The sequence below is a fragment of the Nocardia altamirensis NBRC 108246 genome, from assembly GCF_001612685.1.
GTDB classification, from domain to species: Bacteria; Actinomycetota; Actinomycetes; order Mycobacteriales; family Mycobacteriaceae; genus Nocardia; species Nocardia altamirensis.
Genome location: NZ_BDAY01000035.1, coordinates 25,401 through 48,944, shown reverse-complemented (window position 1 = coordinate 48,944; position 23,544 = coordinate 25,401). Strand labels below are relative to the sequence as shown.

Annotated in this window: 25 protein-coding genes and 1 riboswitch; of the genes, 16 read left to right on the top strand and 9 right to left on the bottom strand. The window is 65.5% G+C overall.

Annotated elements, in window-relative coordinates; genetic code table 11:
- Positions 1-17: 17 nt before the first annotated feature.
- On the top strand, positions 18-575 hold the full coding sequence (locus tag NA11_RS19395; protein ID WP_069163348.1) for a hypothetical protein: 558 nt from the start codon (positions 18-20) through the stop codon (positions 573-575).
- 148 nt (positions 576-723) lie between these two features.
- Here the strand turns inward: NA11_RS19395 and NA11_RS19390 are convergent, their stop codons facing one another.
- Positions 724-1,944, bottom strand: coding sequence for a cytochrome P450 family protein (locus tag NA11_RS19390; protein ID WP_218023343.1), 1,221 nt, complete (start codon positions 1,942-1,944; stop codon positions 724-726).
- A 268-nt stretch (positions 1,945-2,212) separates the two neighbouring features.
- Positions 2,213-3,082: a nuclease gene (locus NA11_RS19385; protein ID WP_069163347.1), complete on the bottom strand. Its 870-nt coding sequence runs from the start codon at positions 3,080-3,082 to the stop codon at positions 2,213-2,215.
- Positions 3,083-3,409: 327 nt separating this feature from the next.
- Between NA11_RS19385 and NA11_RS19380 the strand changes: the two genes are divergently transcribed.
- The 3 genes from NA11_RS19380 (at position 3,410) to NA11_RS19370 (ending at position 6,739) form a co-directional block, all read left to right on the top strand.
- A complete protein-coding gene (locus tag NA11_RS19380; protein ID WP_069163346.1) occupies positions 3,410-4,543 on the top strand; it encodes a GGDEF domain-containing protein in 1,134 nt (377 codons plus the stop codon).
- Between the two features lie 56 nt (positions 4,544-4,599).
- Positions 4,600-6,081 carry a xylulokinase gene (locus tag NA11_RS19375; RefSeq protein WP_245745975.1) on the top strand — a complete coding sequence of 494 codons (1,482 nt, stop codon included), beginning with the start codon at positions 4,600-4,602 and terminating at the stop codon, positions 6,079-6,081.
- A gap of 271 nt (positions 6,082-6,352) precedes the next feature.
- A complete protein-coding gene (locus tag NA11_RS19370; protein WP_069163344.1) occupies positions 6,353-6,739 on the top strand; it encodes a hypothetical protein in 387 nt (128 codons plus the stop codon).
- 17 nt (positions 6,740-6,756) lie between these two features.
- On the opposite strand, the gene NA11_RS44880 is transcribed toward NA11_RS19370, so the two are convergent.
- From NA11_RS44880 to NA11_RS19355, 4 genes are all read right to left on the bottom strand, one after another.
- The gene (locus NA11_RS44880) at positions 6,757-7,548 is read right to left on the bottom strand and encodes an alpha/beta hydrolase family protein (protein ID WP_141717704.1); all 792 of its coding nucleotides are present in this window, start codon (positions 7,546-7,548) and stop codon (positions 6,757-6,759) included.
- A gap of 79 nt (positions 7,549-7,627) precedes the next feature.
- On the bottom strand, positions 7,628-7,852 hold the full coding sequence (locus tag NA11_RS47060; protein WP_218023342.1) for a DinB family protein: 225 nt from the start codon (positions 7,850-7,852) through the stop codon (positions 7,628-7,630).
- Positions 7,846-8,403 carry a DinB family protein gene (locus NA11_RS19360; RefSeq protein ID WP_218023341.1) on the bottom strand — a complete coding sequence of 186 codons (558 nt, stop codon included), beginning with the start codon at positions 8,401-8,403 and terminating at the stop codon, positions 7,846-7,848. The genes NA11_RS47060 and NA11_RS19360 overlap by 7 nt, the downstream gene beginning before the upstream one ends.
- 87 nt (positions 8,404-8,490) lie before the next feature.
- Positions 8,491-9,495 carry a hypothetical protein gene (locus NA11_RS19355; protein ID WP_218023340.1) on the bottom strand — a complete coding sequence of 335 codons (1,005 nt, stop codon included), beginning with the start codon at positions 9,493-9,495 and terminating at the stop codon, positions 8,491-8,493.
- 244 nt (positions 9,496-9,739) lie between these two features.
- Between NA11_RS19355 and NA11_RS19350 the strand changes: the two genes are divergently transcribed.
- Both NA11_RS19350 and NA11_RS19345 read left to right on the top strand, forming a co-directional pair.
- Positions 9,740-10,252, top strand: a complete 513-nt coding sequence (locus tag NA11_RS19350) for a hypothetical protein (RefSeq protein WP_141717703.1) — start codon at positions 9,740-9,742, stop codon at positions 10,250-10,252.
- A gap of 384 nt (positions 10,253-10,636) precedes the next feature.
- Positions 10,637-11,608: a magnesium and cobalt transport protein CorA gene (locus NA11_RS19345; protein WP_167837677.1), complete on the top strand. Its 972-nt coding sequence runs from the start codon at positions 10,637-10,639 to the stop codon at positions 11,606-11,608.
- Between the two features lie 286 nt (positions 11,609-11,894).
- Here NA11_RS19345 and NA11_RS19340 read toward each other — a convergent pair whose 3' ends face one another.
- Positions 11,895-12,959 carry a PQQ-dependent sugar dehydrogenase gene (locus NA11_RS19340; RefSeq protein ID WP_245745973.1) on the bottom strand — a complete coding sequence of 355 codons (1,065 nt, stop codon included), beginning with the start codon at positions 12,957-12,959 and terminating at the stop codon, positions 11,895-11,897.
- A gap of 263 nt (positions 12,960-13,222) precedes the next feature.
- On the opposite strand from NA11_RS19340, the gene pqqC reads away from it, so the two are divergent.
- From pqqC to NA11_RS19295, 9 genes are all read left to right on the top strand, one after another.
- Positions 13,223-13,948, top strand: a complete 726-nt coding sequence (gene pqqC, locus NA11_RS19335) for a pyrroloquinoline-quinone synthase PqqC (RefSeq protein ID WP_218023339.1) — start codon at positions 13,223-13,225, stop codon at positions 13,946-13,948.
- The gene (gene pqqD, locus NA11_RS19330; RefSeq protein ID WP_069163340.1) at positions 13,935-14,204 is read left to right on the top strand and encodes a pyrroloquinoline quinone biosynthesis peptide chaperone PqqD; all 270 of its coding nucleotides are present in this window, start codon (positions 13,935-13,937) and stop codon (positions 14,202-14,204) included. Before pqqC ends, pqqD begins: the two co-directional genes overlap by 14 nt.
- A complete protein-coding gene (pqqE, locus tag NA11_RS19325; RefSeq protein WP_069163339.1) occupies positions 14,197-15,285 on the top strand; it encodes a pyrroloquinoline quinone biosynthesis protein PqqE in 1,089 nt (362 codons plus the stop codon). Before pqqD ends, pqqE begins: the two co-directional genes overlap by 8 nt.
- Complete coding sequence (gene pqqB / locus NA11_RS19320) at positions 15,282-16,184, top strand: pyrroloquinoline quinone biosynthesis protein PqqB (RefSeq protein ID WP_069163338.1); 903 nt, start codon at positions 15,282-15,284, stop codon at positions 16,182-16,184. Before pqqE ends, pqqB begins: the two co-directional genes overlap by 4 nt.
- A gap of 180 nt (positions 16,185-16,364) precedes the next feature.
- Positions 16,365-17,348 carry a LacI family DNA-binding transcriptional regulator gene (locus tag NA11_RS19315; RefSeq protein WP_069163337.1) on the top strand — a complete coding sequence of 328 codons (984 nt, stop codon included), beginning with the start codon at positions 16,365-16,367 and terminating at the stop codon, positions 17,346-17,348.
- 63 nt (positions 17,349-17,411) lie between these two features.
- Positions 17,412-18,356 carry an ABC transporter substrate-binding protein gene (locus tag NA11_RS19310; RefSeq protein ID WP_245745971.1) on the top strand — a complete coding sequence of 315 codons (945 nt, stop codon included), beginning with the start codon at positions 17,412-17,414 and terminating at the stop codon, positions 18,354-18,356.
- Positions 18,346-19,287, top strand: a complete 942-nt coding sequence (locus tag NA11_RS19305; protein WP_245745969.1) for an amino acid ABC transporter permease — start codon at positions 18,346-18,348, stop codon at positions 19,285-19,287. The genes NA11_RS19310 and NA11_RS19305 overlap by 11 nt, the downstream gene beginning before the upstream one ends.
- Complete coding sequence (locus NA11_RS19300) at positions 19,284-20,063, top strand: amino acid ABC transporter ATP-binding protein (protein WP_069163336.1); 780 nt, start codon at positions 19,284-19,286, stop codon at positions 20,061-20,063. Before NA11_RS19305 ends, NA11_RS19300 begins: the two co-directional genes overlap by 4 nt.
- Positions 20,060-21,196 carry an aminotransferase class V-fold PLP-dependent enzyme gene (locus NA11_RS19295; RefSeq protein ID WP_069163335.1) on the top strand — a complete coding sequence of 379 codons (1,137 nt, stop codon included), beginning with the start codon at positions 20,060-20,062 and terminating at the stop codon, positions 21,194-21,196. The genes NA11_RS19300 and NA11_RS19295 overlap by 4 nt, the downstream gene beginning before the upstream one ends.
- A 7-nt stretch (positions 21,197-21,203) precedes the next feature.
- Here the strand turns inward: NA11_RS19295 and NA11_RS19290 are convergent, their stop codons facing one another.
- Both NA11_RS19290 and NA11_RS19285 read right to left on the bottom strand, forming a co-directional pair.
- Positions 21,204-21,605: a glycine cleavage system protein H gene (locus tag NA11_RS19290; protein ID WP_069163334.1), complete on the bottom strand. Its 402-nt coding sequence runs from the start codon at positions 21,603-21,605 to the stop codon at positions 21,204-21,206.
- A 179-nt stretch (positions 21,606-21,784) separates the two neighbouring features.
- A riboswitch (glycine riboswitch) is annotated at positions 21,785-21,876 on the bottom strand.
- A gap of 149 nt (positions 21,877-22,025) precedes the next feature.
- Positions 22,026-22,880 (bottom strand): arylamine N-acetyltransferase family protein, encoded by an 855-nt coding sequence (locus NA11_RS19285; protein WP_141717701.1) that lies wholly within the window; start codon positions 22,878-22,880, stop codon positions 22,026-22,028.
- A gap of 248 nt (positions 22,881-23,128) precedes the next feature.
- Here NA11_RS19285 and NA11_RS19280 point away from each other — a divergent pair, with 248 nt between their 5' ends.
- Positions 23,129-23,521 carry a protealysin inhibitor emfourin gene (locus NA11_RS19280; protein ID WP_069163332.1) on the top strand — a complete coding sequence of 131 codons (393 nt, stop codon included), beginning with the start codon at positions 23,129-23,131 and terminating at the stop codon, positions 23,519-23,521.
- Positions 23,522-23,544 lie beyond the last annotated feature (23 nt).

Sequence of the window (23,544 nt, the reverse complement as noted above, 5' to 3'; positions counted from 1 at the left end):
TCCTGGCCGGCGCCGCATTGGCCGCTGTCCGCTGGCGGATCGCCGCCGCATGCGGACTTGCGGCACTGGCGCTGGTCGGTCTGTCCGACCAGGTGGCGGCACGGACGCTCGGATCCCACGACCATGAGCTGTATCCCGCGGTCAACCTGCTCGCCAACCAACCTGCCAACCACACCGGCTACGCCGAGGCAGCGAAACTGATCGCCACTCGGCAACGGCCGAACGACGGCCTCGTCTACGGCGGCCGCGACTTCTGGCTTCTCGACACCGGACTCGCCTACTACACGCGCGCTAACCCACTGCCACGCGATGTCTTCCTGGCGCAGACCGCAACCGAGCGTAATGACCTGTTCGCCACCGAATGTGCCGACTACGCAGCCTGTCTCACGCCGCAGCCACCCGCGCGGCTCTGGATGGTCATGGCCGGCGACCAAGCGGGGCCGTACACCGTGGATCCCGTCACCCGAGCCAAGCCGATGCCACCTGACAAAGTATCCGCCCTGCGCGACACCTACGACGTCGCCGAGACGATCCGATCGCCGGGAATGACCATCATCCTGCTGCTTGTCCGTTGAACGACTGACTGATCAAGTTTCGGATCGGCTCGTAACATGTTGTCGGAAGCTGAGATTCGGGGGTGGGGACGGCGGGTTCACCTGCCTCAACAGCACCTACACCGCAACGATCAAGGGCTGAAAGCCTCTGAACGTGTCCTGATACCGCTCACGCCGGTATCGGCGGAAATGTCACCGACAGTGCTGCCAACGCCCGGTGGAACGGTCCGGGGCGCCAGACCAAATCGGTTGCGGGGATTGCCAATTGGAGATCGGGCAGCACGTCGAGCAGGTGGTCGACTGCTTCCTGGGCGACCAAGTAGGCTGCGGAGCGCGCGGGGCATGCGTGCGGTCCGGCGCTCCACGCCAGATGCGATCGGTTGCCGGTGCGGTCCTCGGTGCGGATCGCCGGGTCGTTGTTGCAGGCGGCCATGCTGATCACCACCGGCTGGTGCGCGGGCAACCACACGTCGTCGACGAGCACCGGCTGACGCGGATAGCTGATGCAGAAGTTCGCCATGGGCGGATCGGTGAACAGCACCTCGTCGAGCGCGTCCCTGGTCGACAGGCTGCCGCCGAGCAGGTCACCACCGAATCGCTCGTCTTCGAGGATCAGGAGCAACGTGTTGAGGACGAGGTTCTGCAGCGGTTCGATCCCCGCCCCGTAGAGCACGACGAGCTGGTGGACCAGCTCCAGGTCGCTCAAGCCGAGTTGATGGGTCAGTAGTCGCGTGGCGATGTCCTCCCCCGGTGTGGCGCGCTTGTGGGCGACGAGGTCCATCAGCGCCTGCGTGAGCAGCTCGTTGCCCGCCGCGGCATCCGCGCCTTCGAAGATCGCGGCCATACCCCGCGCGATCCGCTCGCCGATCTCCGGCGGGCAGCCGAGCATGTCGTTGACGACGCCGAACGCCAGCGGTCCCGCGTACTCTCGCACCAGATCCGCGCTGCCGGTCCGACCGAACCGCTCGATCAACGTGTCCGCCAAAGTCCCTACCGTGGCACGCAATTCGCGCAGATCGGTGGCGCCGATCGCCGCGGTGTTCACCAATCGGTATCGTGCGTGCTCGAATCCGGCGCTGCGCAAGGCATTCGGCCGCCACTCCAGCATGGGCAGCACCGGACTGTCGGCGGGCACCGAGTGCTGCCAGCCGCGTGGATCGGCCGGAAACCGCTCGGGGTCATGCAGAATCCGCAACGCGATGCGATAGTCGATCACCAGCGTCGCAGGCACCTCCGGCGCCAGCTCCACCGGAACCAGCCCGCCGTACTCGGCGCGCATCGTGGCGTAGGCCCGATGTGGATCGGCGGCGAACTCCGGGCGATACAGCGCAACCCGATCGGGGGCGGGACCGACCGGCGAGCCATGGTGCGGCAGCGTGCTCGTTGACACGGCAGGATTCGGCGACGAGATGGGCACTGGCGGAGCCTTCCGGCATGGGACGTTGGCAGCAGCGGCGCCTCGGCTCGCGCCGATCGGCACCGCAGCCCCTGCGACCTTGCCTCGAACCGCGCACGACGGCATCGGCATGGCATCGGTATATGCCTATGCTCACCATAGGAGGGTGTAATCCGGTGCGCGCGAGCTACTTACCGACCGGACGCCGAGCCGCACTACCGGCGAAGCAGACCGAGCGCTGAGGTCTCGGGAATCCTCGAGTTCATTTTTCGTCGAACACGAGATCCGTTGCGGCGTGCGTCATTCGAACCGTGTTCCCGTCGACCTCGGTGATGGCGTCGAGGCCGGTGGTGGAGTGTCCGGTGGACAGGATGAAGAACCGGTCCTTCGCTTGAGCCAGGAAGTCCGGGAAACCCGCCAAGGACAGGTCTCCCGCGCCGAGCTGCAGATAGTCGGCCATGCGCCGGAACAACTTCGGGAGGACGACCAGGTCGTCGGTGAGCGAGGTTTCGGTCGCGACGATCGCGCCCGAGGTTGTCACATCGACCGCCCAGACGCCGAGCTTGGCGGCGATCGCGGTGGCGACAGCGGCGCTGAGTTCGTTGCGGAGTTCGGGAAACAGGTTGCGGTAGTAGGTCGGGTAGGCCAGACCGATGCTCAGCTGGTGTTGATTGAGGGTGGTACGCAAGAGCTCGGGATCGACGAAGACCTGACTGCCCGAGGCTGCGGGTGCTTCGCCACGTCCGGCGATGGCGATGCAGCGACCGTACAGGTCGGCGCTTCGGGTCAGGATGAAGCCGGGTACTTCGTCCTGATCGCACGCGGTGACCGTTTCCTGGGCATCCCGCTCGACGCCCGTGAATCCGAGCCAGTCCAGCAGTTCGTCGGCCGCCGCCCGCGCCAATGGCAGCGGCTGGTGCATGCGGGTGCCGTGTAGGGGCGTGTAGTGAGTTTCCAGCGAGTCGATCCCGTCCAGACGCAACTGTGCCGCACCCGAGGCGTTGCGCTTGACCGGCGTTTCCCCGCCGACCAAGTCCCAATCAGCCACCGTGTCGGGCTTGAATCGCACCGAATCACCATCGGGCTGTGCGCCCTTGGCGCGGAACACGCCTTTGATCAGCAGAAACGGCATCGGAGCTCTCCCAGTTCACTGGCCGCAGTTCGACTCGACCAAGGGTTCCACACCACCCGCGCGAGCACATGCGTACTGCACCACTCGATCTCGCATACCCGCATTCCACCACTACTCACCCTGAGCGGGACTCTCCCGGTCGGGTCTCATGGAGCCGGTATCGCGCGGCCCCCGGCAACCAGGTCAGCGTGATGCAGGACACAGTGTCCGCATAGAATGCTCAGAGTATCGTCGCCCTACCTCTCTTCTGCTCCATGTGTGCATGCAGTTGGCGTCTCCTGTCCTGCGGTTGAAGGTGCTCGTTGTCCACTTGAAAGTGGTGACTCGATGGCCGATACCCGATTTCTGCTGTTTGCCTGGTGGCGCGACCGGGTCGACTACCGCGCGATAGTCGCCGCATTCGAATCCCACGCCGCCCTCGGCCTGACGAGGTTCATGATCGGCATCGGCGGTGCGGTGCTGCTGGCGATGAGCCTGTGCATGTCGGCATCGCCCGGCGGCTTCCACGGACCGGTCGGGAAGACGGTGGCCGTGGTCACCGCGGTCGTTGCGGTGTATTGGACGTTGCGCTGGTGGTTGTTGCCCTGGCCGAGCGAAACCGAATCGCTGGTGATGATCGCGTGCGCCGATCTGGTCATCACCGTCTCCGCGCTGACCGTGCACAACCATGTGTACGGAGCGATCGCGACGGCAACGCTGATCATCCCCGGCGGATACCTGCTCTTCCTCGGCCCACGCGCGCTGATCCTGCACGTCTGCTGGTCGGTGGCGTCGGTGTTGGCGGTGACCGCATTGATGGTGACCGACGATTCGGCCCGATCCGGCGGCGCCGCAGGCGATTACGCCTTCGGCGCCGCATTGATCCTCGGCATGGTCGCCGCCACCGTTGTCGCGCTGCCGGTCTCGCATTTCGGCCACTGGCTGCTGCGCCGCGACTCCCTGTCCGATCCCCTGACCAAACTCTGGAACCGGAGGGCCCTCGACACCTTCCTCCCCCGATACTTCGACGCGCACCACCGCGGCCCGGTGTATGTGGCGACCCTGGACATGGACCGGTTCAAACACATCAACGACGAGTTCGGTCACGCGGCAGGCGACGAGGTCCTGATCCGGATCGCGAACCGGGTCCGCGCCGCCGCCGACCCCGATGCTCTCGTCGCGCGCGCGGGTGGCGAGGAATTCGTCGTCGCAGGCTATCTCCGTGACGACCCGGCATCGGTGCTGGCGGAACGGCTGCGCCAGGCCGTGGAAACCACACCCGACCTGCCCGTCCCGGTCACCGCCAGCGTCGGGATCACGGTATTCCTGATTCCCCCACCGGCCGACCCGCACCCGAGCCACTACGCGTTGCGGTGCTCCGATATCGCGATGTACGAAGCCAAACGCCGCGGCGGCAACACCGTAGCGGTCACCCAGCCAGACACCGCACCGCACCTGCCCCGCCTGACCACCGACGCATGAAGTGATCACCCGCTCCGGCAGGTTCCGACGGGCGCTTAGATGCGAGGATGCGACTCGTGGATGGATCCGACATCGGTAGGGACGCTGCGGGATCGGGCACGTTGTTGCTTGGTATCGACATCGGCACTACGGCGGTCAAGGTCGCCGTGTTCACGGCGGACGGGCAGCCGCTCGCCGAGCACTCCACGCCGTATCCGATCAGCAGGCCGCGGCCCGGCTGGGCAGAGCAGGATGCGTGGGACTGGTGGCGCGGCTGTGTCGACGGTATGCGCGCGGTCCTGTCCGCGGTGCCTGCGGGGTCGGTGCGGGCGATCGGGCTGACGAGCCAGGTGAATACCCACATGTTCACCGACGACCAGCTGCAGCCGCTCGGGCCCGCCATCGTCTGGCAGGACCAGCGCTGCGCCGACATCGCCGCCGAGCTCGATGCCCGTTTCACCGCCGAGGACAAGGTTCGTATCTGGGGTTCCCCCATCACCCTCGACGCCTCGTTCGTCGGAGCTCGTGCGCAATGGTTTGCCACGGCGAATCCGTCCGCCTGGGCGAAGACGCGGTGGGTGCTCGGCCCCAAAGACTTCGTCGCTGCGCAACTGACGGGCCGGGTCGCGACCGATCTGCTCTCCGGCGTCCGCGTGGCAGGCCCGCAGGGCTACCTTCCCGACGCGGTAGGCCTCGTCGACGGTCTCGCGGGCAGACTGCCGGAGATCCTGGAACCAGAAACGCGACTCGGCCGAGCCGACTCGGCCGACGTCGTGGTCGGCACCATGGACGCCTACAGCGCCGTATTCGGCAGCCACGCCACCGAACCCGGTCGCGGGATGGTCTCATGCGGGACATCGCTGGTCGTCGCAGGCGCCTCGGAGCAAGCGCACCCCGCGCCCGGCATCGTGACTTTTCCACTGCGGCACGGCTATTACGTGCACGCCGGGCCGACCCAGGCCGGCGGCGATGCGGTGCGCTGGTGGAGCCGGGTCGCCGGGTTGCGCATCGAGGACGTTTTCGACTCGGCGGCGGCAGGCACGCCAGGCGTGATCTTCACTCCCCACCTCTCCGGCGAGCGAGCGCCGCTGTGGGACGCCGACATTCGGGCAAGCTTCCTCGGGATGAGCTCGGCGACCACCACGGCGGACCTGTCGCTGGCGGTGCTGCAGGGCGTTGCGATGTCGGGCAGGCACGTGCTCGGCGGTGTCGAGATTGCCTGCGGGCGTTCGGTGCCCAGTGTGACGTTCTCGGGCGGCGGGGCGCGCAGCGCGTTGTGGGCGCAAATCCATGCCGACGTGCTGGAGCGTCCGGTCGAGAGCCTGCGGGTGCGCGACAGCGCCGTGTTGGGCGCGGCGTTGCTCGGCGCGGTGGGCATCGGGATCTATCCCGACATCGAATCCGCTGCTGCCGCAACGGTTCACGTCGCGCGCACGTTCGTGCCGTCGGAGCAAGCCGATCGGCTGCGTCCGCTCTATGGGATGTACCGCTCCAGCCACAGCGCCTTGGCCGCGCTCCACGCGGATCTCGCCGCGTGGCGTCGGTCCGACCATTCATGAGGCGTGATCGCACCGGCCGCATGACCCGAACCTCGCCAACCACAGCGAATTCCGCGGAAGCCCCCTCGACAGAATTATTGCTTTTGCGCCGTAAAGTGATATTTTACCTTCTAGGGCCGACTCGACCTGTTACTTGTCGCGCATCTAGGGAGATTCCGTGTTCAGGGGTGTGAAAGTTGCCGTCGCGCGAGTTTGCGGAGGAATTCTCGCGATTGTTCTGTGCGTAAGCTGGTTCGGCGTCGCACACGCGCAGGAGGCGCCGGGACCGGCAATGGTCAACGGCAGCGCATATTTCGCCCTTGGCGGGTGGAACTGCTCGATCGGCGCGAACGGCGCTGTCGGCTGCGACCTCACGACTCCCGCCGCGTCCATGAATGTGCTTTACGCCGGAATGCAGGTGTCGCTGCCGAATGTGCCTGCCATCGTCATCGATTCGGCGATGACGCCCGCACACCCCCAATGGAACTCCAACGGCAGTCACACACTGCCCGGTGGAAACCCGCCGTTGGCACGCATCAACCCGGTGAGCTATCACGACCCGCAGTACTCGGTCACCTACGCCGGAGCGAACTGCCAAATCACCTTCAACGGCACTGCGGTATGCACGTCGATGGGTCACGGGTTCAGCCAATGGGGACCAGTGCCATACGGCTACTGATCCCCATCAATCATCGGCTACCGGTACCAGACACCGGAATCCCAAGCGCCGTAATCCCATACGTTGAAATCGTAGCGACCATGCGCTCCCCCGAACAGGTATCCCCACCAACCAGCTGAAGTGTCACAGATCTGGTCGTCGCGGTTGCATACCGTCAGCACCGGGAAGGGGCCGAACCAATCGTCGACACCTGCCAGTGGATAACCGAGAATCCCGCTACCGGGAGTGGACGACAATCCGCCCCAGCCGGGCCCTGGCGCCCGCTTGGGATCCGACAGGAGAATGGCATTCGCGTTACCGACGCCCTGGTGCGCAGTGACCCAGGCGTGGACGATCGCCGCGCCCTCACTGTGCCCGATCAACCTGATGTGATCGCCTGGACACTGGTTGCGATGCCACCAGAACAGCCGGTCGATCTCGTTCAACCCCGACATCGCATCGGCGGAGTTGTAACCAACAGGTTGATTCACGAACGGAACGAACACCGACGACGTGTTGTCACCTAGTCCGCCGACACCGATGGCCCAGTCACCTAGGCAATCATCGGCCTGCGCCCGCGGACTCGTCGGGTATGCAAAGGATAAGAGAACAGCCAACAATAATGTGGCGAAGAGCGCCGTTGCTCTACGCATGATCGTACTTTCTGGATGTGTGTTGCCTCCGGGTCCGGCCCGGCTTGCGCAAGATATACCCAGCAATTGCTGGCGTTCTTGATTGGTGGCGAAACAGTTACCTCGACCACGAACCCGTCGACCATAATGCAATGTCGGAGCCCATCTTCGGCGATATCCCATCGGCTTGCCGACCATTCACCCGGCGGGCGCGTGCCACCGGATCACGAAATGCTGTGCACCGGTGCAGTATTCACCGCTCATGTCGCAATCAGCGTCACGAGACCGGATTTCGCTCGAGCACGGACAGGTCACGTTCTGCATACAGGCGATGCTCCCACTCCTCGTTGAGAACGATGCGAAGACATTCCTGCACCGGAAACCCTTCCAGCTGAGGCCAGCCCGGTTCGGTGCGCGTCACTTTGGCGCCGAGCTGCTCGTCGGTGAGCGACGCCATGACACCGCGCACCATCGCCTGGCGCTCGCCGCGCACGGTCAGCACTTCGTCGAGGGACGGTCGCGCCGCACGGTCCCACGGAATGCCCTCCCACCCGGGGGCGTCGTCCCAGGGCAGGTCCAGTCGATGCAAGGCGAGGGGTCGCCGAGGACCATACGACCAACCCACGCCGCAGCGGCAAAGTTGAGGTGCCGCAACGTCTGTACGAAAGACCACTCGTCGTCGACGCTGCGGTGCAACTCGCTCTCCGGTAGCGCACGCGCGTGCGCCACCGTGCCCTCCCACAGCCGTTCCAGGATCTCCCAGGCCGCACGGAATCCTGCGCTGTCGTGTGGCCGCATCTTCGCCCGCTCGGGCATTCGACGGTTCAGTTCGGCGTCGACGAGCGGCGCAATGTCGACACCGTTCACCACAACGTTCTGTAGCTCACCATTGATCTCGACGTCGACCAGTTCTACGCCGCGCATCCGACTTCCCTTCAGCATCACTCCGCGGAATTGCGCTCCGGTCAAATCCACATCGTGAAACCCGGCGTCTCGAAGCGTGACGCGTTCGAACTGGGCTCCGGTCAGATCACGCTCGCGGAACTGAGTCATGGCCAGCACGCTAGCCGATGGAGTCGCAGGCATGGGGCGAAGTCAGCCGAGATCGCCACGGCGACAACGACTCACCGGTGCCGCGGTCTAGCCGGCACCCGATTGCGTTGGCACGTCCGAGTTTGCGCGGTCGATCGCCTTGGTCAGCGACGTGATGCGCTGGGCCGAGACGTCCCACGGCGTTCCCTTTGGTTCGAGGGTCAGCACCACGACGATCTTGGCGTCGTCGACGCCGGCGGTCCCGGTCGTGTGCATGGCTCGTTTCGTGAGATCGATCGGCGGCGCATCGGCCGGTGCGGATCGTTGCCTGGACGGCGCCGTCTCGCGGATTCCGTCTGGGCCCAAGACGATTGGGCCGTCAGCGGCAGCCCTGATCAGTTCGCGAGGGATGTGCGGTTTCGCGTTCCCCGGCACGCACTCCTTGCCGGGCTCGGGCGCGGCGCCGAACCCGGACCACCCCTGCTTGACGGACCATGGCCGGACGAGTGCGCGCGGAATCCCGAAGGACGACTGATCGAACCCGTCCTGCGCGCATTTCGTCGACGCGTGCAGATTGCTCATCATGAATTGCCGCACCGCCGGACTCGCGGTTTCGAGGATATGCCGGTAGATGGTCACCACATCGGCCGCACTGATCGCGGTATAACCCCACATCCCACGATCCGCAGGCGGCGCAGTGTCGGTCAGTTCGAGCTTCGCGACCATTCGCTCGACGATCTTCTCCCACCCGCTCTGCACCCACAGGTAGCTCGCGGCGTCGTCGTCGCTGGACCGCAACATCGCCTGGAGCCGAGCCGCATCGTCGGCGGGGATGGACCGCGGATCGTGCGAATCCAGATAGTCCAGCGCAATCAGCAATTTGACCACCGACGCAGACCGGTACTGCTTGTGCGCATTGAGTTGCACACGCGAGTCGCCGGTGGTGCGATCAAAGACCACGAAACTCGCCTCCGCGCCGGCAGGCACAGCAATCGAGGCAGGATCGGCAGCGGCGGGCTGCGCGGCAATTCCCGTCAGCGCGGCGACCGCGAACACCGCCGTGGCAAGCCTCGTCAGCGGCGCTGTTCGTTGCGTGGATCGAGCAGATCCCAAGTAGCGCATCATATTACCCCCTAGGTCGGATCGACTGCCCATTTAACGATGCAGGACGCTAACGACGTGCGATCACCTGCGCCAGATCAGTTGTGCAACTGGGAATCACGATCGGCGATGCCTTTGCACGTTTGCGAAGCGGCTCCGAGCACCGGAGCAGCGGCGACTGATCGAGCCGCTCGCAGCTACCTCGTTCGACTGGGTAGCGGTTGCCTCGGCCGCGGTTCGCTCATCGGACCGGGGAATGACCGGCGGCCCCGAGTACCGATACCGTCCCTCTGGCAACAAAAACAGGGAGGGCGAATCTATGTATCGCCAAATTGTCGCGGTCGCAACGTTTCTGGTGGGCTGCGCCTTCGCTGTTCCCTCTTCGGCATCCGCAGACACCGCGTCGGCGCTGACGCTCAGTGCGATCAGCGCAGGGTCAAATGAGCAAGTGATTCTGCAGTTCACCGGACCGCTACCGACGCAAGGTCTGGACGTCGCCGACGACAACACCGTTCCGGTCGATATCGGCGCCGACAAGCCGCGCCCGATCGGCGACAGCAAGCACTACATTCATCTCGGATGTCGGCAAGTCTGCTGGTCCGGCCGCATCACCAACAATGTGCCGCCCAAGCAACTGCCCCTTGTACGGGGTGCGTTCGCCCAAACCTACGAAGGCGAGCTGGCACTACACATCGGCCTGGCAACTCCTGCCGCCTATACGGTTTCAGGTCAGGGCACCAGCCGCATCATCATCACCGTCCAGCACTAGCCAACAGCGCGGAGTCAGGGCAACTCCACCAAAGCGGGAATCCACAAACGTTCCCTACGGTTCACAAAGGCTCTTGGCTCTGTGAACAGTACGGAAGCTGTGTGGAATCCACAGCAGCGGTGCGGATTTCGGCTTCGAGGCGGAGCTGGGCGCGATTGATGGTCCACGGAATGCCGACGGTCTCGGTATGTGGGATCCAAGAGGCGGCTTCGTGCTGAGGGGGCACTGGTGGCGGGGGCTTCTCGGGCGATGCCGCCACCAGAGCCCCGTGATCAATCGACCAACTCCAGAGGGCGTGGGATTCGGCGGTTGCTGGAGCGAATTCGTACCTGATCGCGAATCCCCCGGCAGATGATGCTCCCGGTCCACGGGCACAATGTCGCAATGATCACCGATGATGCCGTCTACCTCGACGGACAGCTGTGCCCCGGTGTGCGGGGGACGAGTTCCGATGGCAACAAGGCGCCGGGGGCATTCGCTTGGATCGGTGTGCGGGATCTCGACGATGACGATCTCAGCAGGCTGCAGCAGGCGGTGGGCGTGGACCCGGTCTTTCTGTCCAAGGCACATCGAAGCCTGCAACGGCCGGGACTGGATGTCTGCGGCGACACCGTGGCCATCGCGATGACGACCGGCCACTACAACGCCGAAGACACCTCCATCGATGTGGAGGAGGTATTGCTCGTGCTCGGAAGGGATTTCATCGTCACCGTCGGCGCACGGGTCACGCCACCCACCGAACCGGGCGCCGACGCCGACCTCGCCGGCGGACCGCTCGCTGCATTCCGCCTCGTCCTCGACCTCGTCATCGACGACTACCTGACCCTGCTCGATCACCTCGACCGCGAGATCAAACAGGTCGAGCGTGCAGTCTTCTCCAGCGATCGCGCGAACCCGGTCGAGCAGATCTACCGACTACGGCGCCTGCTGATGGACTTCGAACAAGCGACGGCCCCACTCGTCGACGAACCCCTCGAACGCCTGGTCCGTCGCCGTCTCCCCGCATGGATCGCCGACGACCCGTACAGCGCCAACATCGGCGAGCAGGCACTACGCGAAATAGATCGCCACTTCCGCCACATCGACAACCGCGTCCGTGGCCGCCGCGAACTACTCGACGGAATCCTCAACGCCAACCTGACCCAGGTCGGCATCCGTCAGAACGAAGACATGCGCAAGATCTCCGCCTGGGTCGCCACCGCCGCGGCTCCCACCCTGGTCGCCGGAATCTACGGGATGAACTTCGAAGGCATGCCCGAGCTGTCCTGGACCTACGGCTACCCGGCCGCTCTCGGGCTCATGGTTACCCTCGCGACGTCGGTACACGTCCTCTTCCGTCGCAAAGGATGGCTCTGAGAGCGCGCCTAGCGCCCGGGTAGTGCACACCGCACACGGAGGCGCGCACCGCTTTCTCGATACGCACGGGCTTCGCGGATCTCCCGTCCCCGGAAGTCGTCCGACTCGCCATCGTGCAGGAGCGTAACCACAGCCAGCACCGCAGATCCGAAGATCACCCAACTGATCATGAGTCACCCTTTCCTTGAGGCAGTGAGACAAACAACGTCATTATGGCCCATAGCATAGCAAGGTGTGAAGCACACGATGCCCCACACCAATCGCCGAGCGCTGGTTCCCGCGTACCTCAGCGTGCGGGGAAACGGACGATCCGGTCGTCGCCGGTGCGCACAGTCCCGCGACCGTCGGTGTTGGAGGTGCTGACCCACAGCGAGCCGTCGGCCGCTACCGCGGCGGTGCGCAGCCTGCCGTACTGGTTACGCAGTTGCGCGACAGGAGTGCCTAGCGTGCCGTCGCTGCGCTGCGGGACCGTCCACAGCCGCTGGCCACGCAGAGCCGCGACGTACAACGTATTCGCGGTGATCGCGAGCCCGGAGGGCGACGCTTCGCCGGTGGTCCAGGTGACCAGCGGGTTGGTGAAGCGGCCGTTCTGGGTGTCACCCTTGCCTTCGACAGTCGGCCAGCCGTAGTTGCGTTTCGGTTCGATCAGATTGACCTCGTCGAATCGGTCCTGACCGAATTCGGTCGCGTACATCCGCCCGGTCTGATCCCACGCCAGGCCTTGCACATTGCGGTGACCGAGGGTGTAGACGGGGGAATTGGGAGTGGGGTTGCCCGGAGCCGGGCGACCGTCGGGGGCGAGCCGGAGAATCTTGCCGTTGGGGCTCGCCGGATCCTGCGCCCGGCTCTTCTGCCCCGCGTCGCCGGTTCCGGCATACAGCATGCCGTCGGGCCCGAATGCGATGCGGCCACCATTGTGGATGCTGGCCTTCGCGATTCCCCTGAAGATCACTTCAGACTGCCCGTCGAGGCGGAAACGCACGATTCGATTGTCGGCGCTACTGGTGAAATATGCATAGACATAACGATCTTCGGCATAATTCGGCGACACCGCTACGCCGAGCAGCCCGCCCTCACCACTTGCCACCACGCCGGGTACCCGATACACCTGCTGGGGTTTGGTGCCCGGCGCGACCCGCACGATGGTGCCGGTATTGCGCTGCGCGACCAGCGCCGCACCGTCCGGCAGGAATGCCAGACCCCACGGCGTCCCGATGTCGCGACCGACCTCCTCGGGAGCATTGAGATCCGGCGTACCGGCTGCGGTGATTTGTTCTGCAAATGAATTCGGTATGGCGACTAAAACCGTTGCTGCTAAAGCGATCACGGCGGTTCCGGTGTAACGTGCCATACCTCGAAGTGTCGTAGCCATGTCCAAGTAGAACATCAACGTGACGTGTTCGACTGGAGACAACTGGGAACGCGAAAGGCGTACCGCGCCTTATGATTAGGTAGCACTTCCCTTTCCCGAGCAGCGATCGGAGACACTCGCATGCAAACAATCAAGAAGACTTGGCAGCGACCGGATTTCGACTTCTTCGACACCGCATTGGAAATCACCGCTTACGCGGGCCGCGGCTGACCTGACGGCAGCGCGAAGGACGGACGATATCGGTGCTGCACGACACCGAAACACCGTGGAGCGCGGACACTTTCCGGGACGCGCTCTACGCACTCGAGTCCTCGTATTGGGCCCGCCACCCCTTTCACGAACGGCTGCACAGCGGACGGCTCGACAAGCACGAGTTGCGGCTGTGGGTGGCCAATCGCTGGTATTACCAGCGCTGCCTGCCGCAGAAGGATGCCGCGATCATCGCCAATTGCCCACTGCCGCAGGTGCGCCGCCAATGGCTCTCGCGGATCGTCTACCACGACGGCACCGAGGATCGGGCGGGCGGCGCGGAGAAGTGGCTGCGCCTGGCCGAGGCGGTCGGCCTGGATCGGGCCGAGGTGGTCTCGGAGCGCCACGTTCTGCCCGGAGTGCGTTTCGCCGTTGACGCCTACGTCGACTTCGCCCGTCGCCGCCCGTGGCTGGAGGCGGCGGCATCCGGGCTCACCGAGCTCTTCTCCCCCGGCCTGCTCGCCTATCGGCTCGGCCGGATGCGTGAGCACTATCCGTGGATCGCCGAGGACGGTTTCGCGTATTTCACCGCGCGGATCGATGTCGTTGCGGCAGAGGGACGTTCGCTGCTCGAGCTGGTGGTCGAACACGCCACCACGCACGCGCAACAGCAGGCTTGCGTCGCAGCGCTCGCCTTCAAATGCGAAGTGCTGCACGGCGTGCTCGACGCCATCGACTATCACTCGGCTGCGAGAGGACCCACTGATGCGCCCCGATGACCGGCAACGGCCGCGCCTGCGCCACGGAGTCCGGCTGACCAACGACCCGGCGCGTGGCGACCTGGCCCTGCTGCCCGAGGGCGTGGTCGTTCTCAACGACACCGCCGCTGCGATACTCGCACTGTGTGACGGCACCTCGAGCATCGACCACATAGTCCGACAGCTCGGTGCGGAATACGAGGGCGTGCGCGCCGAGGACGTCGCCGAGCTCCTCGACCGGCTCGCGCAGCGGCGAGTGGTGGTCCTCGATGACTGAACCGCAGGCGCCACTCGGCATGCTGATCGAGCTGACCCATCGTTGCCCGCTGCACTGTCCCTACTGCTCCAACCCCGTGGAGCTCGTCCAGCGTGCCGGCGAGCTGACCTATGACCAGTGGGCCGACGTGCTCACTCAGGCGCGTGAGCTCGGCGTGGTGCAGATGCACTTTTCCGGCGGTGAGCCATTGGCCCGTGCCGATCTGCCCGCGCTGGTGACGCATGCCAGGCAACTCGGCGCCTACGTCAACCTGGTCACCAGCGGTGTCGGGTTGACCGCCGCGCGGGCCAGTCAGCTCGCGCAGTGCGGCGTCGACCACGTTCAGCTCTCCATCCAGGACGCGGATCCGCGGACCGCCGACCTGATCGCAGGCGCCCGCGTGCACGCCGTCAAACTCCGTGCGGCCGAGGCGATCACGTCCGCGGGGCTGCCGCTCACCGTCAACGTTGTGCTGCACAGGGCGAATATCGACAGGGTGGAGCAGCTCGTCGATCTCGCCGTCGGTCTCGGCGCGGAGCGGATCGAGCTGGCCAACACCCAGTACTACGGCTGGGGGCTGCGCAACCGCGCCGCGCTGCTGCCCACTGCGGCACAGCTCGACGCCGCGCAGCACGCCATGCAGCGGGCACGGGCGAAGCATGCGGGCGGCCCCGAGCTGATCTACGTGCTTGCCGACTATTTCGCGGATCGGCCCAAGCCGTGCATGGACGGTTGGGGCCGGATCCAGCTGACCGTGACCCCCGGCGGCGATGTGCTGCCCTGTCCGGCGGCATCGGCCATCACCACCCTTCCTGTGGAGAACGTGCTGCGCCGCCCGTTGGCCGAGATCTGGTACTCCTCAACAGCATTCAATGCCTTCCGGGGCACCGACTGGATGCGCGAACCGTGCCGTTCCTGCCCGGAGCGGTTCCGCGACTTCGGCGGATGCCGGTGCCAGGCTTTCCAATTCACTGGCGACGCCGCCGCCACCGACCCGGTCTGCGGGCTCTCCCCGCACCGGCCGCTGGTGGACGCGGTGCTGCGCGAATCCGCCGAACCCGTGGCGCGCGGATTCACCATGCGAATGAATACCGTGCCGTGAAGGTGATTCTGCTCGGCACCGCCGCGGGTGGTGGCTTCCCGCAATGGAATTGCGCCTGCGCACTGTGTCAGGCCGCGCAGAGTGGCCTTTTGATGTCGCGAACCCAGGAATGCGTTGCCGTGAGCGGCAATTCGCGAGACTGGTGGTTGCTCAACGCCTCCCCGGATATCCGCACGCAACTGCTCGCCACCGCCGACCTCCACCCCGGGCCTGGCCCGCGGGACACGCCCGTGCGCGGTGTGCTGCTCACCGATGCCGAACTGGACCACACACTGGGACTGACCATCCTGCGTGGGGCCAGCGATCTCACGCTGTATGCCGCGGCGCCCGTGCTCGACGCCCTCACCACAAGCCTGCCGCTACACGGCTTGCTCGACCGCTACGAACCGTGGTCATGGCAGCTCAGCACCCGTCCTGGCGGGTTCGACCTCACTGGTGGACTCCGCGTCAGCACGCACCCGATCAGCGCGAAGGCACCGAAGTACGTCACCGCCGCATCGACCGACGCGCATTGGGTGACCGCCCTGCGCATCGAGGACCAAAACACCGGCGGCACACTGATATACGCCCCATGCCTGGCGGACTGGCCGCCCGGCTTCGATGAACTGCTCGCCACGGCCACCCATGCGATTGTCGACGGCACCTTCTTCAGCGCACGCGAACTCGGCGCGGCCGTCGTCTCGACGAATTCGGATGCGGGTCAATCCCGGATGGGCCATCTGCCGGTCGACGGACCCACCGGCACCCTGGTCGCTCTCGCCCGCCACCCGTCGCTACGCCGGATCTATACGCACCTCAACAACACCAACCCGCTACTGGATCCCGCTTCCACCCCCAGCACGCTGATTGCCCGGGCAGGCATCGAGGTCATGCCCGACGGCGCCGAATTCACGGTCTGACACGCGTCATGCGCCACCCGATCGTCCACCACCACGAACGGACCCGCGCTGATCGGCGAGTTATAGCCATTCTGAGGGGTTGACAAAGCGCTTGCGACAGGCCACCTTTGGCCGATGGTAACGTTACCAGACGGCGAGCGGGACGCTCCGGCATCGGCTGAGCGGCGTCGGTGGCCGACGATGGCGGACGTGGCTCGCCGCTCCGGCGCCTCGCTGATGACCGTGTCGCGGGTGGTGAACGGTGAGCCAGGCGTCCGGGAGGAGACCGCGCAGCGGGTCCGGGCGGCCATCGATGACCTGGGCTTTCGCCGTAACGACGGCGCGCGAATCCTCCGGCAGGGCAACGTCACCGCGAGCATCGGCCTGGTGATGGAGGACCTGACCGGCCCTCTCTACAGCACCATCATGGCCGCCGTCGAGCAGGTGGCGAGGGACCGAGGCTATTTGCTGCTGGCCGGCTCGGCGCAGGGTGATTCCGCGCGTGCGGCGAAACTGACCAGCGCCTTCCTCGCCCGCCGGGTGGACGGACTGATCGTCGCAGCCAGTCTGGCCGGCGAGGTGCAGCTCGAATCCGAGCTGGCGCCGGAAACCAAGTGCGTCTTCGTCGACCGACCGAGTTCGAGTGCGACGTTCGACTCGGTCGTCTCCGACAACGAAGGCGGCGTCCGTCAGGCCGTCGACCATCTCGTCGCCTTGGGCCACCGCAAGATCGGCTACCTCGGCGACGACGAGCATTTCTGGACGGCGGGCCGTCGTCGAGACGGTTTTCTCGACGCGATCAGAGGACACGGTCTCGACGCGACGGACCTCGTCGGGATGGGTTTACACGAGCCGAGCAGTCAGGCCGAGATCTGGCAGCGGTGGACCAGTGGACCCGAGCCGGTCACCGCGGTGGTCACCGGAAACATCCGTGCCACCCTCGCGCTCCTCCGGCATCTGCGTTCCGCTCCCGAATTGTCCGTCGCCTACGTCGGTTTCGACGATTTCGACCTCGCCGATCTGCTGAGCCCGGCCGTCACCACGGTCGCCCAGGACGCCGAGCAGATGGGCGCGCGCGCCGCCGAGATGCTCTTCGACCGGATCGGCGGGCGGACAGACAGTCCGCGACATGTCGTCGTCCCGACTCGTCTGATCGTCAGGGAGTCCGGGCCTATCAAGCGATGAGTCGCCCGGCTCGGCGCGAAATCCCCCCACAGACATCGTCGAACACAGATCAAAGGAGATCCCGTGACCCACTCAACGGCGCGTTTGCGCCGCTACGCAACCCTTCTCGTGCTGGCAGGCACCCTCCTGGCCACCGGATGCGGCGGTGGTGAATCGACTGCAGGCTCAGAGCGCCCCGGATCGGCGATCCCCGACACCGCCGCGATCGTGAACGCCGTGCAGAGCGATCCGGCGCTGGCCGGCGAGGTGCCCGCGCCGATCAAGGGCAAGGGCGCCCTGTCGGTCGGCTCGAATGTGCAATCGCCGCCGAACAACTTCTACGGCGCGGACGGCAAGAAGGCCGTCGGGTTCGAGGTCGATCTCATCACGGCCGCCGCGAAGAAGCTCGGCCTCGGGATCGCCTACAGCGACATGTCTTTCGACTCGCTCATCACCAGTCTGCAGACCGGACGCATCGACGCGACCATCGCGGGCATGAACGATACGAAGGAACGCCAGCAGAAGATCGACTTCGTCGACTACTTCACCTCGGGCATCACCATGATGGTGGCAAAAGGCAACCCCGAGAAGATCCACACCGTCAATGACTTGTGCGGCAAGGCCATTGCGGTGGTGACCGGCACCAGTCAACAGGAATTCGCCAAGTCACAGAGCGCGCAGTGTGCGGCAGCGGGCAAACCGGCCCTCGCCATCACCGACACGAGCAGCGATTCGCAGAACCAGCAACAGTTGCGTTCCGGCCGGATCGCGGTGATCCTCAACGACCTGCCTTCGGCGGTGTACATCTCCCGGACTGCCGGTGACGGAAAGTTTTTCGAGACTGTCGATCAACCACCGCTCAACGGCGGTCCGTACGGCATCGGTCTGTCCAAGGACAACAAGGCGCTGACCCAGGCACTGCAGAAGGCGCTGCAGTCCCTCATCGATGACGGGACGTACACCAAGATCCTCGATGCCTGGCAGATCACCTCGGGCGCGCTGCAGAAGGTCACCGTCAATGCCGGCTGAGATCCATCCGGTTCAGGACGAAATGTCCACTGCCGCTTTGTTACCCAAGGTTCCGCTGCGGCACTGGGGTCGATGGATATCGGGCGTGCTGATCCTGGTGCTGCTCGGCGCACTCGGATATGCGATGTCGCAAGGTCAGATCGACTACGCGTCCATACCCGAGCTGCTGACCGCGCCGATCATCCTCGAGGGCCTGGTCAACACGATCCTCCTGGCCGTTGCCGCGCAGGCGGGGGCCATCGTGCTCGGCGTGCTCATCGCGCTGATGCGCGCCTCGCGCAATCCGGTCGCGCGCTGGTTTGCCAGCGGCTACATCTGGCTGTTCCGCGGCTTGCCTGTCCTGCTGCAGATCCTGCTCTGGTTCAATCTCGCGTTCATCTTTCCGCGCATCACGATCATCATCCCGTTCGTCGACGTCACTGTGCTCGACCAGTCGTCCAATGTGCTGATGACGGTGTTCGTCGCCGCGCTGCTCGGGCTCGGGCTGAACGAAAGCGCCTACATGGCCGAGATCGTGCGCGCCGGGCTGAACAGTGTCGACAAGGGACAGGTCGAGGCCGCCCAGTCGATCGGCATGCCGCCAACCACGGTGCTGCGCAGGGTGATTCTGCCGCAGGCGATGCGCGTGATCATCCCGCCGACCGGCAACGACTTCATCAACATGCTCAAGGGAACCTCGATGGCGTCGGTGATCGGCTACGTGGAGTTGATCAAGGCCTCGCAAAACCTGACCTCGCACAGTTTGAATCCGATGGAGACGCTGTTCACGGTCGCGATCTGGTACATGGTCGTGGTCAGCGTGGCAAGCGTCGGGCAGTACTTCCTCGAACGCAAGTACTCCGCGTCGGATCGAACGAGCGGAATGGGAACACCGTGGCGGCGGATCGGGCGATCTCTCGGCACCCCTCCGATGGTCAGGAGTACTCCATGAGCACCAACGATCCCGATGTTTTGGTCAGAGCCGTTGCGGTGCACAAGCGGTTCGGCGCCACCGACGTGCTCAAGGGGATCGACCTCACCGTCCGTCGCGGTCAGGTTGTCGTGCTGCTCGGTCCCTCGGGCGCAGGCAAGAGCACGTTTCTGCGCTGCATCAACCATCTGGAATCGGTGGATTCCGGGGAGATCTGGGTCGACGGCGATCCGATCGGGTTCCGGTTGCGCGGCGGCAAGCTGCACCAGCTACGTGAACGCGAGATCGCCAAGCAACGCGCGCAGATCGCCATGGTGTTCCAGCGATTCAACCTGTTCCCGAACCGCACGGCACTGGAGAACGTGATCGAGGGGCCCGTCAAGGTGAAGGGCACGTCGCAGGCGCAGGCACGGCAGCAGGGGAAAGAGCTGCTCGACCGAGTGGGACTCGCCGACAAGGTCGACGAATACCCGGGCCGCTTGTCCGGCGGACAGCAACAGCGGGTGGCGATCGCCAGAGCATTGGCCATGCAGCCCAAGCTGATTCTCTTCGACGAGCCGACGAGCGCACTCGATCCGGAACTCGTCGGCGAGGTGCTCAGCGTGATGACCGAGCTCGCCCGTGCGGGCATGACCATGATCGTCGTGACTCATGAGATGTCCTTCGCCAAGGAGGTGGCGGACGAGGTGGTGTTCATCGACCAAGGCGTCGTTGTCGAGCAGGGCCCGCCGGAGCAGGTCATCGGCAATCCGACCCACAGCCGTACCCGTCAATTCTTGGCGCGGGTGCACGCATGACCCAGCCTCAGTCCGACCCACAGGCCGCGTATCTGGCCCAATTCTCCGAGACGACAGGCTATCTCGACTTCGCGCGGTACGGTCCGCCGTCGCAGGCGGTGGTTGCCGCGAGCGCCGCGGCGATGCAGTCGGGTGCGACGGCAGGGCCGGGAACGGTCGACGACCTCATGGACGCGACCGACCGGGCAACCCGTGCGGCGGCGCGACTGTCCGGCTTCGCGACCTCGTCGGTGACGCTGATCCCGAACACCTCGACCGGGTTGTTCCAGGCCGCCTTCGCCATCCCGCCTGGACCTGCGGCCGGCGAGGTCCTGGTGAGCGGAGGCGATTTCCCGGCCAACCACTATCCGTTGGCGCGCGCCGCCCAGTCCGGCCGGATCCGGCTGCGCGTGCTCGCCCCGCCCGGCGGGCGGATGACGCCGGACGTGATCGCCGCGGAATTGCGGCCCGACACCACGGCGGTGTCGGTGTGCGCCGTCGACTTCGCCACCGGCTATCGAGCCGACCTCGCTGGTATCCGGGACGTCATCGGTGAGCGGCTGCTGATCGTCGACGGCATCCAGGGGTTCGGGGTGACGACCCAACCGTGGGAGGTGTGCGACATTCTCGTGGTCGGTGGACAGAAGTGGCTGCGCGCCGGATGGGGGACCGGATTTCTCGCGCTGTCGGATCGCGCACTGGAACAAGTCGATCCACTGCTCTCGGGATGGACCGGCGCGGTCGATCCCACCCACTATGACGGCCTGATCCATCCGCAGGCGTGTGGTGCCGCGCGATTTTCGCTCACCAATCTCAGTCCGATCGATCATGCCGCGTTCGCCGCCGCGCTCGAGTTGGTCGAGTCCGTCGGCCCGGCCTGGATCGAACAGCGGATCGGCGAACGGCTCGACGCGCTGCACGAAGCGCTACTCCCCCTTGGCCCGACGATCCGCTCCTCGCTCGACCCCGCGCACCGTGCCGGGATTCTCTCCTTCGCGCTGCCCGATCACCAGCCGGCACAGTTGGGCAAGCGCCTGGCCGCTGGTGGCGTCACCGCGACGGTGCATGCCAGTGCGGTACGCCTGTCCGTCCATGCGACCACCACCGAAGCTGCCATCGACGCGGTCGCCTCGACGATCCAGGGGGCGTGGTAACCGAAATTTACTGCGGTGCAACGCCGTTCAGTTGCCCATACTGAGCGGCGGTCAGCAGTTCGCCTGCGGCGGACGGCAGCACGGCGAACAGCCATCCTTGGTCGTAGGGATCCGACGTGATCAGCGCGGGGTCGTCGACCACCGCCTGGTTCACCAGCGTGACCCGCCCGCTGACCGGCGGGAAGAGCTCGGAAACGGCCTTGGTGGATTCCACTTCGCCACAGGCCGATCCGACGGTGATGGTGGATCCGACCGCGGGCAGGTCGACGAAAACGAGGTCGCCCAGGGAATCGACGGCGATCGCGGTGATGCCGACCCGCACCGGTGCGTCGGGGAGGTCGGCGCCGGGGGCGAGCACCACCCATTCGTGGTCGCGGGTGTAGCTACGGTCGACGGGGATGGCAGGCATGGCAGCTTCAGCAAGCACGAGGTGTCTCCGGTTTCGCGCGCGTCCGGATCGCCCGGACGTCGAACAAGGGCACCTCCCCGCTCTGTCCTGAAACCTGAGAGTTTGGGCGTGCCACTGCGAGCGCGCTGTTCACCTTCGGTAAGCACCGGCTCGACACCGGTCCTGTTCTCCAGAGTTGCCTCGGCGCTGCGGTACTGGTGCCTGAGAGATTCCCGGGGAGGATGTTGCTCCTACGGCGCCTCCCGAACGGAGGTTCTCCCGCTGCGCGTCAACGGCGTCTTCAGTTGTGTCGGCTGACAGTACACCGCGGCCGCACGTTTGTCGCCCGCGGCAGGCGCACGCACCGTCCGGCAGTAGGTGGGTGACAGTCGGTCATCAGCCCAATCAAGGTCTGTAGTCCGGTCACTGAACCGAGCGGCGTCAGGATCGGCGGGACAGGTGGGCCTCGTGCTGTTCGGTGACTTGATGCCACAGCCGGTCTCGTTCTGCGGGAGTGAACAGGGCCGACGAGATGCCGAAGACCTCGTCGAGTGCGTCGAACCATTCGTCGACAGTGGTGAAAACCCTTGTGCTGGAGCGTGTGCCGTCCACTCTGGTCAGCGTGCGGGCCCGCAGGGAGTCGCAGCCGCCTGCGTGGCGGCGCTGCACGACACACACTCGGACGAAGCCGGATGCCGGATCGGTGGAGAGGTATTCGTGCCGGGACGCGAAGTCGGACATGGTTGCCGGGGCCGGATCGAAATCCATGCCGAGGAAGCTGCCGCGCGGGTCGTGGTCGAAATGCCAGCCGCCGGGCGCGATCGCGGACGGCCGCAGACCGAAAGTGAACGGCCCCTGCGCATAACGTCCGGTGCGTAGGGGAAGCGGGGAGAACAGTGCGTCACCGAGGCCGACATCGACCAACCAGGTCGTGCCGGGATCGTCGGGCAGTCCGGACACCGTCAGCGCCAGATGGTTTCGGCTGATCTCGGCTGGCGCACCTAGGTTCTGGACACCGGCGCGATGAAGCGTGACCCGGTAGCCGAGTGCGCGCAGCAAGCCCGCGAACGCCCCGTTGAGGTGGTAGCAGTATCCGCCGCGTCGCTGCCCGATGATGCGATCGGCGGAATCGAACGGGTCGAGCGTGGTCCGCCGACCAAGCTGAATCTCCAAGGCCTCGTATGGCACTCGCTCCACGAACGCCTCGTGCAACCTGGTCAAAGCCGCCACACTCGGCTCCTCGGCACCTGGCACAGCCAACCGTCGCAGAAACCCGGGCACATCGATCGCACGCACTTCAGGAACATTAGCCATCACCCCCGCGTCGGTGAGCGACCTTTTTCCCGCATCGACAGCACGGAACACGCGGACAGCGCCTACTTCTCACGGCCGTACCGCGCGACATGAACGAGCGTCACCGGCGTTCAACTGGGGATCGATCGCACCGGATCGACATTGTCCAGGACTGTCCGCGGCGATACGCTGCGGCTATGGACGAATGTCGGTTCCGCCGTAGCCGCTTACGACTGTTTGCGCTCTCCATCATGGCAATCGGCGCACTGCTACTGGCGTCGACAGCGTGCCGCATCGGCGAAACGGGTTCCGCCGCAGCGCCTCCAGAGGCAACCAGCATCGAGGTGAACCAGACGGGTGGCTTCGCTGGGGCCGAAGTGCGGTACACCGTTGACAGCACCACCGACAACCAGCGCCGCACCGAACTCCTGAACACGGTCAGCAGCCCGCAGTTCCAGGCATTGCAGGACAGCTACACCGAACCGAACGGGTGCCGTGACACCTACTCCTACGCCGTGACCGCGACCTACCGCGATGGCACCAGCAAGCACATCGTCGCCGACGAATGCGGCGAACTCCCCCAACTCCTGACCGATGTCATCGCAGGCACCAAGGAGATCGGCCACCGGCAAAACGGCTCGTAACCTGCACCCGAAACAACATGATC

Excerpts from the sequence above, each read along its gene's own strand:
- NA11_RS19385 (WP_069163347.1), bottom strand. The coding sequence starts at position 3,082 with ATGCCGTTTCTGCTGATCAAAGGCGTGTTCCGCGCCAAGGGCGCACAG.
- NA11_RS19380 (WP_069163346.1), top strand. The coding sequence starts at position 3,410 with ATGGCCGATACCCGATTTCTGCTGTTTGCCTGGTGGCGCGACCGGGTC.
- NA11_RS19370 (WP_069163344.1), top strand. The coding sequence starts at position 6,353 with ATGGTCAACGGCAGCGCATATTTCGCCCTTGGCGGGTGGAACTGCTCG.
- NA11_RS44880 (WP_141717704.1), bottom strand. The coding sequence starts at position 7,548 with ATGGTCGGCAAGCCGATGGGATATCGCCGAAGATGGGCTCCGACATTG.
- NA11_RS19360 (WP_218023341.1), bottom strand. The coding sequence starts at position 8,403 with ATGACTCAGTTCCGCGAGCGTGATCTGACCGGAGCCCAGTTCGAACGC.
- NA11_RS19350 (WP_141717703.1), top strand. The coding sequence starts at position 9,740 with ATGACCGGCGGCCCCGAGTACCGATACCGTCCCTCTGGCAACAAAAAC.
- NA11_RS19345 (WP_167837677.1), top strand. The coding sequence starts at position 10,637 with ATGATCACCGATGATGCCGTCTACCTCGACGGACAGCTGTGCCCCGGT.
- NA11_RS19340 (WP_245745973.1), bottom strand. The coding sequence starts at position 12,959 with ATGGCACGTTACACCGGAACCGCCGTGATCGCTTTAGCAGCAACGGTT.
- pqqD (WP_069163340.1), top strand. The coding sequence starts at position 13,935 with ATGCGCCCCGATGACCGGCAACGGCCGCGCCTGCGCCACGGAGTCCGG.
- pqqE (WP_069163339.1), top strand. The coding sequence starts at position 14,197 with ATGACTGAACCGCAGGCGCCACTCGGCATGCTGATCGAGCTGACCCAT.
- NA11_RS19315 (WP_069163337.1), top strand. The coding sequence starts at position 16,365 with ATGGCGGACGTGGCTCGCCGCTCCGGCGCCTCGCTGATGACCGTGTCG.
- NA11_RS19305 (WP_245745969.1), top strand. The coding sequence starts at position 18,346 with ATGCCGGCTGAGATCCATCCGGTTCAGGACGAAATGTCCACTGCCGCT.
- NA11_RS19300 (WP_069163336.1), top strand. The coding sequence starts at position 19,284 with ATGAGCACCAACGATCCCGATGTTTTGGTCAGAGCCGTTGCGGTGCAC.
- NA11_RS19295 (WP_069163335.1), top strand. The coding sequence starts at position 20,060 with ATGACCCAGCCTCAGTCCGACCCACAGGCCGCGTATCTGGCCCAATTC.
- NA11_RS19290 (WP_069163334.1), bottom strand. The coding sequence starts at position 21,605 with ATGCCTGCCATCCCCGTCGACCGTAGCTACACCCGCGACCACGAATGG.
- NA11_RS19280 (WP_069163332.1), top strand. The coding sequence starts at position 23,129 with ATGGCAATCGGCGCACTGCTACTGGCGTCGACAGCGTGCCGCATCGGC.